The sequence below is a fragment of the Bartonella sp. AP57NXGY genome (assembly GCF_042195805.1).
Taxonomy (GTDB): domain Bacteria; phylum Pseudomonadota; class Alphaproteobacteria; order Rhizobiales; family Rhizobiaceae; genus Bartonella.
Window position 1 is genome coordinate 31,396 of record NZ_JBHIOZ010000001.1, and the last position, 17,817, is coordinate 49,212.

The 17,817-nt window shown below is 38.9% G+C and carries 13 protein-coding genes and 1 other RNA gene; all 14 read right to left on the bottom strand.

Translation table 11 applies throughout. The features are described from left to right. On the bottom strand, positions 1-446 hold a 446-nt coding region (locus ACFIL8_RS00145; protein WP_375688713.1), incomplete at its 3' end, for an FAD-binding protein. Then, the gene (gene murC, locus ACFIL8_RS00150) at positions 424-1,851 is read right to left on the bottom strand and encodes a UDP-N-acetylmuramate--L-alanine ligase (RefSeq protein ID WP_375632331.1); all 1,428 of its coding nucleotides are present in this window, start codon (positions 1,849-1,851) and stop codon (positions 424-426) included. The genes ACFIL8_RS00145 and murC, both read right to left, overlap by 23 nt. Beyond that, on the bottom strand, positions 1,835-2,971 hold the full coding sequence (gene murG, locus ACFIL8_RS00155) for an undecaprenyldiphospho-muramoylpentapeptide beta-N-acetylglucosaminyltransferase (RefSeq protein WP_375638335.1): 1,137 nt from the start codon (positions 2,969-2,971) through the stop codon (positions 1,835-1,837). Before murG ends, murC begins: the two co-directional genes overlap by 17 nt. Beyond that, positions 2,964-4,118, bottom strand: a complete 1,155-nt coding sequence (locus ACFIL8_RS00160) for an FtsW/RodA/SpoVE family cell cycle protein (protein ID WP_375621370.1) — start codon at positions 4,116-4,118, stop codon at positions 2,964-2,966. Before ACFIL8_RS00160 ends, murG begins: the two co-directional genes overlap by 8 nt. A gap of 143 nt (positions 4,119-4,261) precedes the next feature. Further along, on the bottom strand, positions 4,262-5,656 hold the full coding sequence (gene murD, locus ACFIL8_RS00165) for a UDP-N-acetylmuramoyl-L-alanine--D-glutamate ligase (protein WP_375686121.1): 1,395 nt from the start codon (positions 5,654-5,656) through the stop codon (positions 4,262-4,264). 4 nt (positions 5,657-5,660) lie between these two features. Further along, positions 5,661-6,731 carry a phospho-N-acetylmuramoyl-pentapeptide-transferase gene (gene mraY / locus ACFIL8_RS00170; protein ID WP_375611992.1) on the bottom strand — a complete coding sequence of 357 codons (1,071 nt, stop codon included), beginning with the start codon at positions 6,729-6,731 and terminating at the stop codon, positions 5,661-5,663. 22 nt (positions 6,732-6,753) lie between these two features. Further along, entirely contained in the window at positions 6,754-8,175 is a 1,422-nt protein-coding gene (gene murF, locus ACFIL8_RS00175) for a UDP-N-acetylmuramoyl-tripeptide--D-alanyl-D-alanine ligase (protein ID WP_375688715.1), read from the bottom strand. Next, positions 8,172-9,623 (bottom strand): UDP-N-acetylmuramoyl-L-alanyl-D-glutamate--2,6-diaminopimelate ligase, encoded by a 1,452-nt coding sequence (locus tag ACFIL8_RS00180; RefSeq protein WP_375611990.1) that lies wholly within the window; start codon positions 9,621-9,623, stop codon positions 8,172-8,174. Before ACFIL8_RS00180 ends, murF begins: the two co-directional genes overlap by 4 nt. 23 nt (positions 9,624-9,646) lie before the next feature. Then, a complete protein-coding gene (locus tag ACFIL8_RS00185) occupies positions 9,647-11,389 on the bottom strand; it encodes a peptidoglycan D,D-transpeptidase FtsI family protein (protein WP_375613364.1) in 1,743 nt (580 codons plus the stop codon). Beyond that, on the bottom strand, positions 11,389-11,793 hold the full coding sequence (locus tag ACFIL8_RS00190) for a hypothetical protein (protein ID WP_375611988.1): 405 nt from the start codon (positions 11,791-11,793) through the stop codon (positions 11,389-11,391). The genes ACFIL8_RS00185 and ACFIL8_RS00190 overlap by 1 nt, the downstream gene beginning before the upstream one ends. Further along, entirely contained in the window at positions 11,790-12,788 is a 999-nt protein-coding gene (gene rsmH / locus ACFIL8_RS00195) for a 16S rRNA (cytosine(1402)-N(4))-methyltransferase RsmH (protein WP_375613363.1), read from the bottom strand. The genes ACFIL8_RS00190 and rsmH overlap by 4 nt, the downstream gene beginning before the upstream one ends. Positions 12,789-13,052: 264 nt before the next feature. Continuing rightward, positions 13,053-13,443: RNase P RNA component class A (rnpB, locus tag ACFIL8_RS00200), an RNA gene on the bottom strand. Positions 13,444-13,526: 83 nt separating this feature from the next. Then, entirely contained in the window at positions 13,527-14,036 is a 510-nt protein-coding gene (locus ACFIL8_RS00205; protein ID WP_375613362.1) for a lytic transglycosylase domain-containing protein, read from the bottom strand. A gap of 1,364 nt (positions 14,037-15,400) precedes the next feature. Then, on the bottom strand, positions 15,401-15,778 hold the full coding sequence (locus ACFIL8_RS00210; protein ID WP_375611985.1) for a hypothetical protein: 378 nt from the start codon (positions 15,776-15,778) through the stop codon (positions 15,401-15,403). Between the last annotated feature and the right edge of the window lie 2,039 nt (positions 15,779-17,817).

A 17,817-nucleotide genomic window follows, 5' to 3' on the forward strand; every position in this document is an offset into this window, starting at 1 on the left:
TTCATTTTGAGAGCTCCTCCAAGACCTCCAGGAATACCATGATAAAAATGAAAACCTGCAATCTCAGCTTCTAAAGCGGCAGCAGCTAAATGTTTATCCGCCGTACCAGCACCAACTAAAAAGCCTTTTGGAGAAACTTGCTTCACTTGCCCAAATTTTTTTGGCGAAAGACGAATCACAACACCAGGAACCCCCCCATCACGCACCAGAAGATTAGAACCAATACCGACAATTGTTACAGGAACAAATTCAGGCAAATTTTGAAGAAAGAGAGCCAAATCTTCTTCATCGACAGGCTGATAAAAAAGCTCTGCCAACCCGCCCGTGCGAAACCACGTTACCTTACGCATCTCAACATTAGGTGTAAGCTTTCCTCTCACGCCACCTAACAGTGGTTGCAATTGCGCCAATAGCGCCTCACCATCAATGTGCTGAAAATTTATCATGACCATCCAATACCGCTAACTGATGAGGCAAAGCACAAGCCCATTGTGTGATATTGCCAGCACCAAGAAAAACAACATAATCCTCTGCCTGAGCAAATTTTGAGACAAGAGACACAACATCTTCCAAACCATGTATCAAGCGCACATCACGATGACCCGCCATTTTAATATGCTCTACCAATTCTTGAGAACCAAATCCTACAATAGGCTCTTCACCAGCCGCATAAACGGGCGTAATCAACACTGTATCTGCATCATTAAAACAAGCAGCAAAATCATCAAATAAATGATACAAACGCGAATACCGATGGGGTTGTGCAATCGCAATAACACGCCCTTTTGCACTCTCACGTGCAGCACGCAAAACAGCCTTTATTTCAACAGGATGATGTCCATAATCATCAAATATTTCAATGCCACGCCAACTTCCTGTTCGCGTAAAACGCCGTTTTACTCCGCCAAATTCTGCTAAGCCCCTTTTTATAGCTTCATTTGAAATGCCAAGTTCATGCGCAATAGCAATCGCCGCCGTTGCATTGGCAACATTATGCTGCCCTGCCATGGGCAAAAGCAAATTTTTCAACTCAATCTTTCTTCCTGTTTTGCGTGAGCGAACAAGAACATCAAAATGCGTTTTTTGACCATCCATCGAAAGATTAAGAAAACGAACATCCGCTTGTGGATTTGCACCATAAGTGATCACCCAACGATCATCAATACGGCCCGCCAATGACTGAACCTCTGGATGATCAAGACACAAAACAGCAAAACCATAAAAAGGAACATTTTCTACGAATTGCCGAAAAGCCTCACGCACAGCATCAAAACTTCCATAATGATCCAAATGCTCAGCGTCAATATTAGTAATAACAGCAATATCAGCAGGCAGCTTTAAAAATGTACCATCACTTTCATCAGCTTCAACAATCATCCAATCGCCATCTCCCGTACGAGAATTCGTACCATAAGCATTAATAATACCGCCATTAATCACCACTGGATCAAAATGACCAGCATCAAGAAGGGCTGCGACCATTGATGTGGTTGTTGTTTTACCATGTGTACCACCCACTGCAATTGCACGCCGAAATCGCATCAGCTCCGCCAGCATTTCTGCACGTCTGACAAGCGGCAAATGTCTTTCCTTTGCAGCAATATACTCAGGATTTGTTTTTTTAACGGCAGTAGAAAAAACAACAACCTCTGCATTCCCTAAGTTTTCAGCACAATGACCTATATGAACGTTAATTCCTTTTTTCCGCAAACGTTCAACATTTGCACTTTCAACTTGATCTGACCCTTGAACTTTATAGCCAAGATTATAAAAAACCTCCGCAATTCCACTCATACCGATCCCCCCGATTCCGATAAAATGGATAACGCCTATATCAAGTGGCATTTTCATTAAAAAGCTCCTCTTTTATATCTGACAACAATCGCCCTGCAGTTAAGGATTCAGCCATATCAGCAAGGCGACGGGTTGCATGAGGTTGTCCAACTTTTTTTGCAGCAAGCGCTTGTTTTTCCAATAAATGGGGCGCACAACAAGCGTGCATTAAAAGAGAAGAAAGCTTTTGTGCATTTAAATCTTTTTCTGATATAATTTGTGCTCCCCCCACACGAGCAAGCAAAGCTGCATTGGCAGCCTGATCATGATCTAAAGCATGGGGATAGGGAACAAGCAGAGCAGGTCTACCAATCACCGCTATCTCACAAACGGACGAAGCCCCAGCGCGCGACAAAATAAAATGAGCATGTGCCATACGTTCAGCCATATCATCAAAGAAAGGAGCAACTTCTGCTTGTACCCCCATATCACGATAGATTTTGATCAACCTTCCTGCTTCACCGCGGACTTGCTGTACAATTCGTAAACGTTTACGGTTCTTATCATCAAATAAAGCAATAGCTTCTGGAACAATATGTGAAAAAGCAGAAGCCCCTTGACTACCTCCAAAAATCAAAAAATTAAATGGCTTTTCTCCCTCTGAAGAATGATAAGGAATTTTGGCCGCCTTCAACACAGCCTCACGGACAGGATTCCCCGTCAAAAGTATTTTATGAGCATAAGCGCCATTTGGCGACAACAAACCACCAGCGATTGCACGCACAAAAATTGCCAACACCCGATTGGCACGCCCCATAACAGCATTTTGTTCATGAATAAATGTCACACGCCTCGTTAAAGCCGCAATAAAAAGAGGAGGAAAGCTCGGATACCCCCCAAATCCTCCAACAAGAACAGGACGTAATTTATAAAACAACGCCAACGATTGCCCCATACCCCTTAGCAAAGACCAAAACGTCTTTATCAGAGCAAAAGGATGGCGTCGTGTAAATGTTGCCGATGAAACGATATGAATATGCTCTTCATCAAAACACCGAACAAAAGGGCGTGCTCTTTCATCTGTTATTAAATGAACATCATATCCACGCTGCCTTAATTCAACAGAAAGGGCTTCAGCAGGAAAAAGATGTCCACCTGTACCACCAGCCACCAAAATAATAACTTTTTTATCATTCATAAGGGGTATCCAAGACAGAAGAGGAAGAAAAAGCTGAAAGGCGCGCTTCTGGCCAACGACGTGTTAAACTAAGCAAAATGCCCATTGAAAACGCAATCGCCACCATCGAAGAACCACCATAAGAAATAAAAGGCAATGTCATACCTTTTGGAGGAATTAAGTGAAGATTAACGGCCATATTAATAGCTGATTGAAAGCCAATCATCATTGCTATGCCAGTAATACCAAGACGTATAAAGGAATCACGTGTATTCATGGCTATATACAATGAACGCATAACGATAAAGCCAAACAGCATCATAATTAATAAACAAAGAATAATACCATATTCTTCAGCAGCAACGGAAAATACAAAATCTGTATGGCTATCAGGAATGATACGTTTTACTGTGCCCTCCCCAGGACCTTGCCCAAACCAACCACCATTCAAAATAGCCTCACGTCCCACATCCACTTGAAAAGTATCTCCTTCACCTGTCAAAAAACCATTGATCCGCTCGCGCACATGATGCAGAAAAAAATAAGCTAAAATAATTCCTACAACGCCTAAAATGAGAAAGAGAAAAATAATAGTAAGAGGGACACCAGCAATAAAAAACAGCCCCCCCCATGTTGCACTTATTAAAACTGTTTGTCCAATATCAGGCTGCAAAACCAGAAGCACACAACAAATGGCATAAAGTAGAATCGCTAACGTATAACCCAGAATGCCCCTCTTGCGTATCTGTTCCGAAAAAAGCCAAGCGGACATAACCACAAAAGCTGGCTTCATAAACTCTGAAGCCTGTACAGAAAAACCAAATAGTAGAATCCACCTCCGTGCTCCCTTTAATTCTGGACCCCAAAATAAGGTTGCAACCATAAGAGCAAGCGTTACAATGAGCAAAAGAGCACATAAACGACGAATATTAGAAAGCGAAAAAAAGGAAATGGTAACCATCGTAAAAAATGCTGAAATGCTAAAAATGATATGCCACCGAACAAAATAAAAACTATCAGCAATTCCGATTTTTTTTGCAATAATAGGGCTGGCAGCAAAAGACAGCATAATGCCAATTCCCATTAAAATTAAACAAGCTGCAAAGATAGAGCGATCAATCGTCCACCACCAATTAGCAATTGGATCTCTATCTGCACGCGTCACCATGGTATCCACCTTATCCATTTTATAAATTATCTCAAAGTAATATGGTTCCCCAGCCTGTTTAACAAACACTTTAAAAACTAAATTACACAAAAAAAGATTCTGGAGTCTTAACGCAAAAATATTTTTTTATAACTGATGCTTTTTTATTGTAACTGCATCACAAAAGAGACAAATGCTTCGCCTCGCATTTCATAATTTTTAAATTGGTCATAACTTGCACAAGCAGGTGACAAAAGAACCGTCACCTCTTTTGCCTGAAAACCCATTGCGTCAACAGCTGCTTCACACACCGCATTTTTCAAAGTTAAGCTCATAGAAAAGGGAAAAGCAGATCCAATAGTGCGAGCAAATTCTTCCGCCGCGCTCCCAATCAAATAGGCTTTACGAATTTTAGGAAAAAATTCTCTAAGAGACTCTATCCCTCCCTTTTTTGCCTGTCCTCCAACAATCCAAAAAATATCATTAAAGGTGGAAAGCGCAGGAGCTGTTGCATCTGCATTAGTAGCCTTGCTGTCATTGATAAACAAAACCGCCCCCATTTTACGCACCTGCTGCATACGATGATCCAACCCTTTATAACTTGCCAAATGCTTGTTCACAGAAGGATCGGTTATTTTTAAAGCCTGCAATGTTGCTAATGCCATAAGGGCATTTTGCGCATTATGACTCCCACGTAACCCCGCCATAGGAGCAAGATCTGCAAGCATATGACTCTGTCCTTGACGAACAGAAAAGAGCTTGGTCCCATCTGCATAAAAACCATTTTCAACAAAATGATCCTTGGAAATTGCCTCAATTTGCTTCCCATCATGAAGTAACTGTTGATATAAAACCCGACAAGCTGCATCATCAACTGAAATGAAAGCCTGAGAAGCCTGAGCAATCAGATGCCTTTTGGTTTGCACATAACAGGCAAAACTCCCATGTCGATCAATATGATCAGGTGTTAAATTCAATAAAAGTCCAATGGTCGGCTGAAGAGAGGGAGTAAGATCAATTTGAAATGATGAACATTCAATCACATAGATACGTTTTTTAACAAATGGCTTAAGCGTCAATATTGCTTTTCCGATATTTCCCCCCATCTGCACATCATAGCCCATTTTTTCCAACAAATGCGCAAGTAAAGCCGTTGTGGTTGACTTGCCATTCGTCCCCGTAATCGCAATGAAAGGAACATCTTGGTCACACAAACCATAATGTTGTAAAAAATGCTGGCGCGCACGAACAAATAATTCAATATCACCGATAATTTCTATATTTTTTTTTCGTGCTTTTTCAACAATCCAATGGGGCTGAGGATAACTTAAAGGAACTCCAGGAGCTACAATCAATGCAACAAATTCTGACCAATCTTCATAACGGAGATCTCGTGTTGGAATATTGTGCCGAAAAGCCATTTGCACGCTTGAAGAACTATCATCCCACGCCACCACTTCTGCGCCACCGCACATCAATGCTTGTGCCGTTGCTAGTCCAGACTGTCCCAATCCAAACAGAGCAACTTTTTGACCTTTATAACACGTAACAGAAATCACATTCTCACCGCAATTTAAGTGTTGAAAGACCTATGAGAGCGAGAACAATCGAAATAATCCAAAAGCGTATCACGACTTGGCTTTCAGTCCAGCCTTTTTTCTCAAAATGATGATGTATCGGTGCCATAAGAAACACGCGTTTTCTTGTTAATTTGAAATAACCAACCTGAATAACGACCGAAAAAGCTTCCACAACAAAAAGCCCACCAATAAGAACCAAAACAATTTCGTGTTTCGTAGCAACCGCAACAGTCCCTAAGAGTCCTCCAAGAGCCAATGAACCAGTATCTCCCATAAAAATAGCTGCAGGTGGTGCATTAAACCATAAAAAACCAAGCCCTGCCCCAACAACAGCTCCCAATAAAACAGCCAATTCACCTGTTCCCGATACATAATGGATTTGGAGATAATCAGCAAAATTCATATTACCAGAAAGATAAGCAATCAGAGCAAAAGATAAAGCTGCAACCATCACAGGAACAATAGCAAGCCCATCGAGTCCATCCGTTAAATTAACCGCATTACCCGTCGCAACAATGACGAAAGCAGAAAAAGGAATAAAAAACCAGCCCAAATTGATAAGATAATCTTTTAAAAAAGGCAAAGCTAATCCAGATGAGCCAATTTTCAAGATGGCAAAAGCCGCAATTGCCGCAACAAAAAACTCCAAGCTTAATCGTGCTTTCCCAGAAAATCCTTTGTCTGTTTGTTTTGTGACCTTAAGATAATCGTCATAAAATCCAATTCCCCCAAAAGAAAGCATAACCAATAGCGATACCCAAAAGTAAATATTCGATAAATTACCCCATAAAAATGCCGATACCACAATGCCGATTAAAATCATCAATCCACCCATTGTAGGTGTTCCAGCCTTTTTAAAATGTGTTTGAGGACCATCAGCACGAATCGGTTGCCCCTTACCCTGCCGCAATTTAAGAGAAGCAATGATGCTAGGTCCAAACAAAAAGACGATAAGCCCCGAAGTAAGCATAGCCGCTATCGTGCGAAAAGTAATATAACGAAATACATTCACACCTGGAAGCCAATCACTAAACGAAGAAAAAAATAGCATCATGGAATAAAAAAACCTCTTAAAACTATGAAGAAACCGCTTTATAGCGATCAAGCAATGCAGTCACAATATTTGATGAACAAAGGCTATTGGATGATTTAACCATAAGCAGATCCCCAGAAGAAATTTCTGCTAAAAGAAGCGATAAAATTTTCTCAATATTTTCAGCATAATGAACCTTAACACCAGCAGACAAATCACTGACTAAAGATTTCATCGCCTCACCAAATAGAAAAACCGGATTAGCACCAGAAAGACGTATTGGTTTTATTAAATCACGATGAAGCTTTTCACTATACTCCCCTAACTCTAGCATATCTCCTAAAATAGCAATTCGCCGCCCCCCTTTCCCTACAGGCCCTGTAGCAAGAAGCTCAAGTGCAGCACGCATAGAAGCAGGATTTGCATTATAGCTTTCATCAATGAGATAAAATTCACCCCCATTTGATAAAGACAGTCGATAACGAACACCTCGCCCCTTTTGAGAAGAAAAATGGCGAAAAGAAAGAAAAACAGGCTCTAGCTCAACCCCCATAGCATCACAAGCAGCAATAACCCCTAAACTATTTTGCACAATATGGCGCCCAGGAGCACCAATTTGGACCTCCCTATCCCGCCCCCCCATACGCACAATCATAGAAGAACTATCGGTTAGAAGACGTATATCATGCGCTTGATAATCAGCATCTTTAGCCTCACCAAAGCTTAAGATCTTTTTTACACCGCATTTCTTTGCTTTTTGAACGAGATAAGAAAAAAAATCACTATCCGCATTTAAAATGGCAATGCCTTCCTCATCCAATCCTTCAAAAATTTCAGCTTTTGCCTTTGCTATTTCTTCAAGATCCTTGAAAAAACCCATATGTCCTGCACAAATATGCGTAATGAGAGCAACATGCGGACAAACCAGTTTGACCAGAGGGCGAATTTCATCTCTGTGATTCATGCCAATTTCAAAGATACCATAATCACTCTCCACAGGCATCCGCGCTAAAGTGAGTGGAACCCCCCAGCAATTGTTTAAAGAAGCGAGATTCGCATGAACATTCCCAGCCGTTGCAAGTGCTTGTTTCAAAGCTTCTTTTGTCGTTGTTTTTCCCACCGATCCTGTTATCGCGATAATCTTAGCTCTTGAACGTTTGCGTGCAGCTTGTGCAAGTTGTTCTAAGGCTTTCAAAACATCAGGAACGACAATGAGTGGAGCCGATATCTTTTTCATATCCCTCAAACGGTGTTCCGTAACGATAAGAACGCCTGCACCTCGTTCATAAGCTTGCGCAGCAAAATCATGACCATCAAGATGATGCCCTTTAATGCAGAAAAAAACATCCCCTTCCGCAAGAGTACGGCTATCAATGGAAACCCCAGAAAAAGTTTCTGGCAGGCTTCCCATTACAACACCATTAACTGCAGCAACAAGTGCTTGCTTATCCCATAAAGCTGTCATTTCTTTCGGTCCTCTAAAGCTTCTATCGCTTTCAGACGATCTGAAAAAGGATAAGTTGTCTGCCCTATAATTTGGCCATCCTCATGACCTTTTCCAGCAATGATTAATGTATCACCAACTTTCAAAAGCTCCACCGCGTAAGAAATAGCCTCTCCACGATCTGCTATCTCTATTGCTGTTGGCACCGCCTGTAAAATATCCTTGCGTATTTTTTCTGGCATTTCTGTGCGAGGATTATCATCCGTTACAATAACAATGTCCGCTTTATCCGCCGCAATTTTTCCCATCAAAGGTCTTTTCCCTTGATCACGATCTCCTCCACAACCAAAAACAACGATCAAGCGCCCTTGCGTAAAGGGACGAACAGAAAGCAAAACCTGCTCCAAAGCTTCTGGTTTATGGGCATAATCAATGTAAACAAGCGCATTATTTTCTGTCTTTCCCACAAACTCTAACCGCCCAGGTGCCCCCTGCAAAGTTTCAAGCGCAGAAAAAACCTTACGAGGTGAAACGCCCGTTGCAATTGCTAACCCCGCTGCCATAAGCGCATTGGCGACCTGAAAATCTCCAGCTAAAGGCAAATCAAATGTATAAATATTGTTTTCCACACGACACTCAATACACTGTTTTGAGCGTTGATGTTCGACACGATTAATCGTGATAAATTGCCCCTTACGACCAATTGTCAAGACACGGCGGCGCGCTTGTGTAACAACATCAATAACCTTTTGTGAATAAACATCATCAGCAAAAATCAAAGCAGGAGCAGATACAGGCAAAAGTGTATCAAACAACCTCATTTTAGCCCGCAAATAATCCTCTACCCCCGTGTGATAATCCATGTGATCTCGCCCTAAATTGGTAAAGGCACCAGCCGTTAAACGGACTCCATCAAGTCGTCCTTGGTCAAGCCCATGCGAAGAAGCTTCAAGAGCTGCATGAGTCACACCTTCATGAGAAATTTCATAAAGAAGACGGTGCAAGACGACCGGATCAGGTGTTGTGAGAGAACCATAAACATTCCGTTTAGGAGAAACAACACCAACCGTTCCTATACTCGCAGCACAAAATCCAGCATAAGTCCAAATTTGCCGAAGAAAAGAGACAACAGATGTTTTACCACTTGTACCAGTCACAGCAACGACCGTTTCAGGCTGAGAACCGTAAAAACGTGCAGCTGCCAACGCTAAACTATGACGAACATTAGAAACACGTAAAATGGGAACAGATAAATCCTCAAGAACAGCATGATAATCTGTAACGATTGCTCGTGCGCCACGCTTTATCGCATCATCTATATAGTGCCTTCCATCACTTTTTTTTCCTTGAACAGCGACAAAAACATAGCCTGGCAAAACTTGCCGAGAATCCACACTTATTCCTGTTATTTCTATTGAAGAAAGACTTTCATCTTCAACACATTCTGTAAAAACTGTTCCCAACAACATGATAACGCACCTTTATATTCATTTTACCGTTGTTTAACGAAACTTGAATTGCTCTTTTTACTTAAAAGAGGCTCATATTCTTTTTTAAAATCGGGTTTTACACCAAGAAAACTAGCTGTGCGACGAACAATATTAGCAAGCATTGGTCCAGCATTCATTCCCGCTGTTGCTGAACGCTGTCCCTCCTCTGGCTTTGGTTCATCGATAATTGTTAAAACAACATAAGCAGGATCTTCAATAGGAAAAGCAGCAAGAAAACTATTGAAATTTTTTGTTTTAGAATATTTTCCATTTTCAACTTTTTCAGCTGTTCCTGTCTTACCACCTACACGATAGCCTTCTACTTTTGCATTACGTCCAGAACCAATATCACTATTTAATTGATAAAGGTAACGCATATTTTGACTTGTTTTAGCCTGCAAAACCCGTTTTGCATGGTGCAGAGTTTGTTCTTTTGTGCGTTTTAAAAATGTCGGAGCAATTAACCAACCACCATTCATTAAAGCAGCAGCCCCGACAGCTGTTTGCAAGGGTGTTGTTGCCATACCATGCCCAAAAGAAATCGTCATAGAATGTATATCCTTCCAATGATGTGGCACAATAGGGTGGGCAACTTCAGGCAACTCTGTTGTGAGACGATCCAGTAATCCAAGTTTTTGTAAAAAACCACGATGTTTATCAATCCCTATCGCCAATGCCTCTTTAGCAGAACCAATATTAGAAGAATAAATAAAAACCTCCCATAACGTTAAGGGTCGATTTTTTCCATGAAAATCATGAATAGTATACCCACTACTTGCTTTTATTGGCTTTGAAGCATCAATAATACTGTTTAAATGAAAAATATTGGAATCAAGTGCCATGGCGGTCGTAAAACTTTTAATAATTGATCCCATTTCAAAAGCTCCTGCCGTCATCCGATTGAGACGATCACTTTTTAAAGCTTCGATAGGATTTCCAGGATCAAAATCTGGTAGTGATGCCAAAGCCAAAACTTCCCCCGTATGTATATTTAAAATAACAGCTCCTGCAGCAATTGCCTTATAACGCTTCATAGCCTGAATAAGTTCATCATGAACAATTGCCTGAACACGCACATCAATCGAAAGCTGAACTTGTTTTAACGATTCTTCCATGGCAAGACCAGCGGCACGCAAAGCACTCAACCCCGCATCATCAATATATTTTTCCATACCTGCAATGCCCTGATTATCAACATTCACCATACCGAGAATATGGGAAGTTACAGGTCCATCAGGATAAAAACGACGAATTTCAGTCCGAAAACCAATTCCTGGTATACCAAGAGCCATAATTTGCGTCTTCTGCATTGGTGTTAACCCCCGCTGTATCCAAGAAAAACTAGATTTTCTTTTTAAGCGCTTATAGGTTTCCTGCCAATTAAGATCAGGCAAAACTGTTGAGAGCAATTCAATTGTTTCATCCACATCAATAATACGTCGTGGCTCAGCAAAAAGTGAATAAGTTTTAATATCTGTTGCCAATAAACGACCATTACGATCAACGATATCAGGACGTGCCATCAATTGAAGAACTCCAGGCCCTTTTGCTTCTTCAATCTGTCCACCTTCCAACCCATAAGAAATAAGGCAAGCCCCCATGATGCCATATAAAATTAAAAAGCAGAACAACGAAAAAAGCAAACGTGGACGACTAGAATAGGGACGACGAACAGAAACATTATGATTATTCAACGAATTCTTTAAGCGCTTTTTCTTCTGTGAGAATAAAAAAGTCGATTTCATTACTGCGCGCCTTTTTGGACAACACTATTGATCTGAGAAGCCCGATTATTTGTCAAAATATCTTGATTATCTTCCAAGATATTTTGTTTAATCACTTCTTCAATTTGATCATGTACCCGTACCGGAATGTCTTTAAACTCCACGATTTGACGCGGCTGTATAACCTCTAACCCAAGTTCTTTCTGATAACGTTTCGCAAGTTTTTGCATGCGTGAAGGCCTTATCATCACAGCCCACTCAGCATGAAGCAAACTTACCGTATTTTTTGCTGCAGCAATTTCATGCTCAAGATGAAGAACTTCGTTCATTCGCTTTTGAACATCATATTTTACCTTATAAGTAAGTCCTGCCATACAAATCATAATCAACACTAAAATCATATCAAATGTACGAAAAACTGTCATTTTTTGCTGCCTTCAAAACTGGCAATCTCTGCTAAACCAAATAATTTCATATCTGCTGCAAGAGCCTCTGCTTCAGTCCGTACACCAATACGCAACCTCGCAGAACGTGAACGAGGATTTTTCTGTAACTCCTCTTTAGTTGCCGTGATCCCACCTCGAAACAAAGGAAAAAATGTTGCTGGAGCAGCCTTTATTTCTGGCAGATAGCGTGATCTCATACATTCTCCAGAACGAGCCGAAAAAAATCTTTTGACCATACGATCTTCAAGAGAATGAAAACTGACAACCCCCAAACGGCCTCCAGCTTTTAAAACGCGTTCAGCAGCAAATAAACCACATGCCAATTCACCAATTTCATCATTAACATAGATACGAAGAGCCTGAAATACACGTGTTGCCGGATGAATACGATCTCCCGGCTTACGTCCTATCAACGTTTCGATAGCATACGCCAAATCACCTGTACGCAAAAAAGGCTGCACAACACGACGCTTTTCAATCATCCGTGCAATTCGCCCCGCATAACGCTCTTCCCCTAATATCTTAAAAATACGTGCCAAATCCCTTGCTTTTAAATGATTGACAACATCGCTGGCTGTAAAACCAGTCTGAGCCATTCGCATATCCAATGGACCATCTTTTTGAAAAGAAAAACCTCTTTCTGCTTCATCAAGCTGCATTGAAGAGACACCAATATCCAAAATAACTGCATCCACCTTCTCTTCAACGACACGATCGAGCTGTGAAAACGCCATATGGACCAAACGAAGGCGTGGAAAAAATTCATCAACAAGCGATTGTCCCGCGCTGATAGCATGAGGATCACGATCAAGAGCAATCACCTGTGCTCCTGCCTTTAATAAAGCGCGCGTATACCCACCAGCACCAAAGGTACCATCAATTACTTTTGCTCCAACCAATGGCATAAGCCCAGCCAAAACTGGCTGTAACAACACTGGAATATGGCGTTCAGCTCTTTGATCCTGCTTTATCAAAATAATCCGTCTTGAAGTTATGCTGTCTTAAATCAACAGCTCTCTCATGGCAACTGATCTTAGAATAACCTGACCTTCAACTTTCACATTAATCACAATGAACGAAAAAACTAAAGTTATCCCAAAACAGATCCTAACGCATTATACTTAAAGAAATGTTATAATTTTTTTAAACACCCTTTGCTCAAGTGTCCATTTCAAACACATAGACTCCATAAAAGACCATATATAATTGATCTTATAAAATATCGCCTATCATCATGAAATATCAGTCGGCCTATAAGCCGGGTTCTGTAGAGTAAAGCTTACACTTTACATGGCAACCATTCATCTGGGACGGATGTTACCATCCGCCTCGTGCAACCTACCCGAATGACTCGCCCGGAAATCGGCTGCAAATTAAATTTTGCACGTCATTTCTATTTGGTCTTGCTCCCGGTGGGGTTTACCTTGCCACATTCATTACTGAATGCGCGGTGGGCTCTTACTCCACCCTTTCACCCTTACCTATAAAAATAGGCGGTTTACTTTCTGTGGCACTTTCCCTAGGGTCACCCCTGCCGGGTGTTACCCGGCACCGTCTTTCCATGGAGCCCGGACTTTCCTCACCTGCCGTATTTCAGTATCAGACAAGCGCGGCTGCCCAGCCGACTGACATACTGATTTATAAAACATTTTCTGCTCCGTGAAAATAGCATCTTAAAATATTTTATGACAAACCTCTCTCAACAGATGTTTTTATTTTAATGAAGCCAGATAAGTCTTTACTTTTGCGCAATATTTCGCTGAAATGGAATTCATTTTTTTTGCAGCATGACCTGCGTTATATTTAAGGATTGTACCACACGTACTTCCACCACTGAGTTTATAGGCCCTTGCCAAATAACGCATACCATATTCAAGATTGGTCGCAGGATCGTACAAATCCTGTACAGAACCACTAAAGCCCAACCCTCGTGCCGTAGAGGGTTTAATTTGCATCAAACCTATTTCGCCAGCAGCCCCCTTTATACCTGCCTTATAATTACTTTCAACTTTTACAACAGCATGTGCTAAATTAACGGGAACATTATATTTATTCGCAAGTTTCTGAATAAGAAACTCATAAGGACGAGCAGAAATCTTAGAAGCAACAATCACTGAGGTTTCTCCTGATTCCGCAACATTTAAGACACTATGAGTCCAACTTATATCAAATACAAAAAATACAGCACATGCTGTATTTAACAAGATTTTCAAAAATTGCATTTTCTTTCTCTTCACTCAAACATTCTCAAATTCTAGCCGCAAGTAATTTGCAAATATATTATACAAAAAAGAAAGCAAAAGAACGTCTTTAAAAAGGAAATAGTAAGACAATTTCAAGCTAAAATTATGAAATAAAAGAATATATCTTTATGCACAAGTCTCAGATTTCTCTATATCATAAAATAAAAAAATAAAAAGACTATAATTAATCTTATAGCGTATCAAATAAAATGATATAATCTATAACTTGCGGCTATCTCTGTTGTATCAATCAATTTTTATATTAAAAAAATAGCATCTGAACTAGATGTAATATTTTTTACATAAGATTATTAATTTTTTTATTGAGATCAATCCCTCAAAGAAAGAGAGACAAGAGCATCTTTTTACCGAAGATGCTCGATATCAAAAAAGGTTCACAAAAAATATAAATCGTTATCAACGCTTCTCTCTGATTAATAAACACCCACTGCACTCTTTATGTCCGATAAAACCTCAAAAAATCACAAAACAAATCCCCCCATCATTGCGCATAAAAAATTCATAAATATACTAAAACCATCATACTCTTTACCAATTCAAAATATTGGAACAGACTTTTAGCTCTCAAGATGTCTCAAAGAAGCTTTTTAATTCCTTTTTATAAAGAGTTTTTATCCACACAAGCCTCTACTTGTGGTATACAAGAAACTGATTTTAATTTTTTCACCATGGATAAATTTAAAATGAGAGGATTTTACAATTCTTAAGATTCTCATTCAATATAAAATGATAAATTATCATTATAAAACAATATACTAAAAAAGTTATATCCGTTTTTATCCCTACAACAAAGCTTAACAATTACTTGTGTCTATTTTTTTTGAAAAATGTTAGAAAACTCAATACCCCCAAAGCCTTTTTAAATAAAAATAGACCTCTCATCTTCATTCAAATATTTTTTCTTTGTCACAGACTATCATCTTATCAGTCTTGCACCTCATTTTCAGAAATCACACAAGTGGATAAATATCCTAAAATCCGTAGAACAAAAAAAGCTTAAATCCTTTAAAAAATTTTATTTTCTCATATCAAATAAAAAAATAACCGGCATATAAAATGCAGTTAACGTGTTTTATTATAGTCAATACTGCTTTTGTCATTGTAGCGATTGATAATGCAATTAACTTGGACCAATACCCTTGATAGACTTTCTATCACTCCTGTAATGATTGCAACATTACCCTTATACTCCAATTGCTTACCTTTTGAGAGATAAATTCTGTTAATACCTTACAAATTGATCATCTCCTCGCACTTTTCAAAATTTCAAGAGAAGCTCTTTCTCCTTAAAATAAAACCCAAAAGCGCGATTAAAAAAATAGCTAAAAATAAGCATTAGCAACGGAAGGACGAGAAATCGCTTTCGAGAGAGCCATAGCAACAGTTTCACCAGATTTTTGAGCCTGCTCACGACTCTGACCACTTTTAGAAGCAAGCGCAATTACATCACGACGCAGCTGCGCAATAAACAACTCTTGCTGTTGAGGGGTCATTTTAGAAAGATGCTTGATAATATCTGGAAAAGATACGGATAATCTCTCTAATAACTCCTCCTCTGTTACATCAAGCTGCTGAGAAGAAAAAGAAGAGCGACCGGGAAAAAACTGATAAACAACACCACTTCGAGAAGCAAAAAAGACAGCGCCAAAAATAAAAAATACGAATAAAATAAAAATAATACGATGCGAAAAAGATCCCATTATCTCTTACCTAAAGACCACAGAATACAAACATAGATTCCTTTTATGATTCCCCTTATAGCATTCAACAATGCCTCAATAAAGAAAAATCAAATTATTAAAAATGAATACGCTAACACTATCCGCCCAATAAGACTCGCCCCTCTATGTATTTAGGTACTATAGGCGAAACAATAACAAATTTTACACCTCCCCCTAATAACACCTTACATTTCCTAAAATAATTACAAAAAGCCTGACTGAGGAAATCCTCAGTCAGGCCAGACAATCTAGGGGATCCACGCGGGGGGGGGGGAGGAGGTTCCCCGATTGTCCTCTTACATCAACCACTAAGATAGCCGATGCAATATTCTTGCTATGGAATAAAATTCTTTAAACAACAAGAAATTCTTATCATCTTCTACGCAAAAAAACATAAAAGAATTATAAATTATTTAAAAATGTTTAAATTTAGGCAAAAAAAGTTCAAAATGACCCAATTTGAAGCAATTTTATTTCAAGAAGCATCAATTAGAATCTACGATCATTATAACTTTTAAATAGTTTCTTTCATAACTCTGATGATCATATTAAAAAACAGTAATTTCTACGTATCCACCCTATAAAAATCAAACTACGTAAAAGTAGAATCACTTTTCCAACAGCAATCACCACAAAAAGAAAAACGTAGATTTTTAAAATCTTACACAAATAACCGTAAAAAATGGAAAACATCTTCTTGCAAGAAAGCTATGAATTATTTAAATAAAACAATAAATTAGAGAAAATAAAATCTTATCTATCTTTATAAAAAATTTCTGTAAATGATCATTAAAATATTGTTACATCCCTCATGTAACAATCAATGAGGAACTTAAACAGCTTAATCTTATGAGAAAATGAGAACTCTGAAGGTATTTGTTTCGAATCACGCCCCATCGTCATTCCAAATAACGATAAACCATTTTACAATAACCAACAGTCTCTAACGCATTTTAACATAACAAACCGAAATCAATACAGACATTTTCTCTTAATCTCTATCATTTAAATGATCCCGTAAAATAATACACACAGTAGTTTCTATGCTCAAAAATTTTTATATTCTGTTCTTCTAACGTAAACAATTCATTGATTTACAATCATAACTCATCATTTTACAATTTACATGAGAGATCTCAAGAACGTAAGATTCCCTTATTTTAAATCTTCGTCTATTGAATTAATGAATAGCCATACTACCGCACATCACAAACAAGAAGAAGCATATGGATAAAAAACATAAAACGATGATGCCGGCTTACAACTTTTACTTAAACTAAAGACGATGGTGCCCTATCAATTTTACGCTATACCAACGGACTGCGTCATAAGATGAGCGGCAAACATAAAAAGAAAGAAAATACTTTTGGCAAAAACAATGGACTTATTTAATAACCTTCATAACTTCTCATGATAAAGAGATACGAAACTTTAGTGTAATATCACACTTTTCTTTCCTACTTTCAGCCACAGACTATCCGTAGATCATCGCCGATCTTATTTTTATGAATATAATGCATTGTCTTACCCTTTTACTTTTTCGTCTTTTTAGAGCATCTTTTTGCACCCCTCACTAAAAGTTCCAACGTACTCCTTATCTAAAAACCTGTTTTAAAGAGATATTTTAAGATCTATTGGGCACCACCATCTTTGACATTTATGAAGGTATGAGCCTTCACTATGATTATATTGTGCGGCATTATATCATATTGCAGCCGCCCTCACATTTAGAAGATGTATTTTCTTTTACAAACGGTATCATTAAGATAAATACCTTCTTTTGTAGCAGACAAACAGACTCTTTCGGATTCTGAAACAGGAAATTTGAAATGAAACAACATTCCTGTATTTAAACCTCTTATTGAGTCTAAAAAAATCAATGATCTTTTAAAATCAATATATTGGCTAATAACATAAATATGATATCAAGAACACCTTAAATAATGATCCTCATAGGCTTAACTCTATAGAAGGTGCTTCATTATACAGCCTACACGCCGCTATAAAACACCAATACT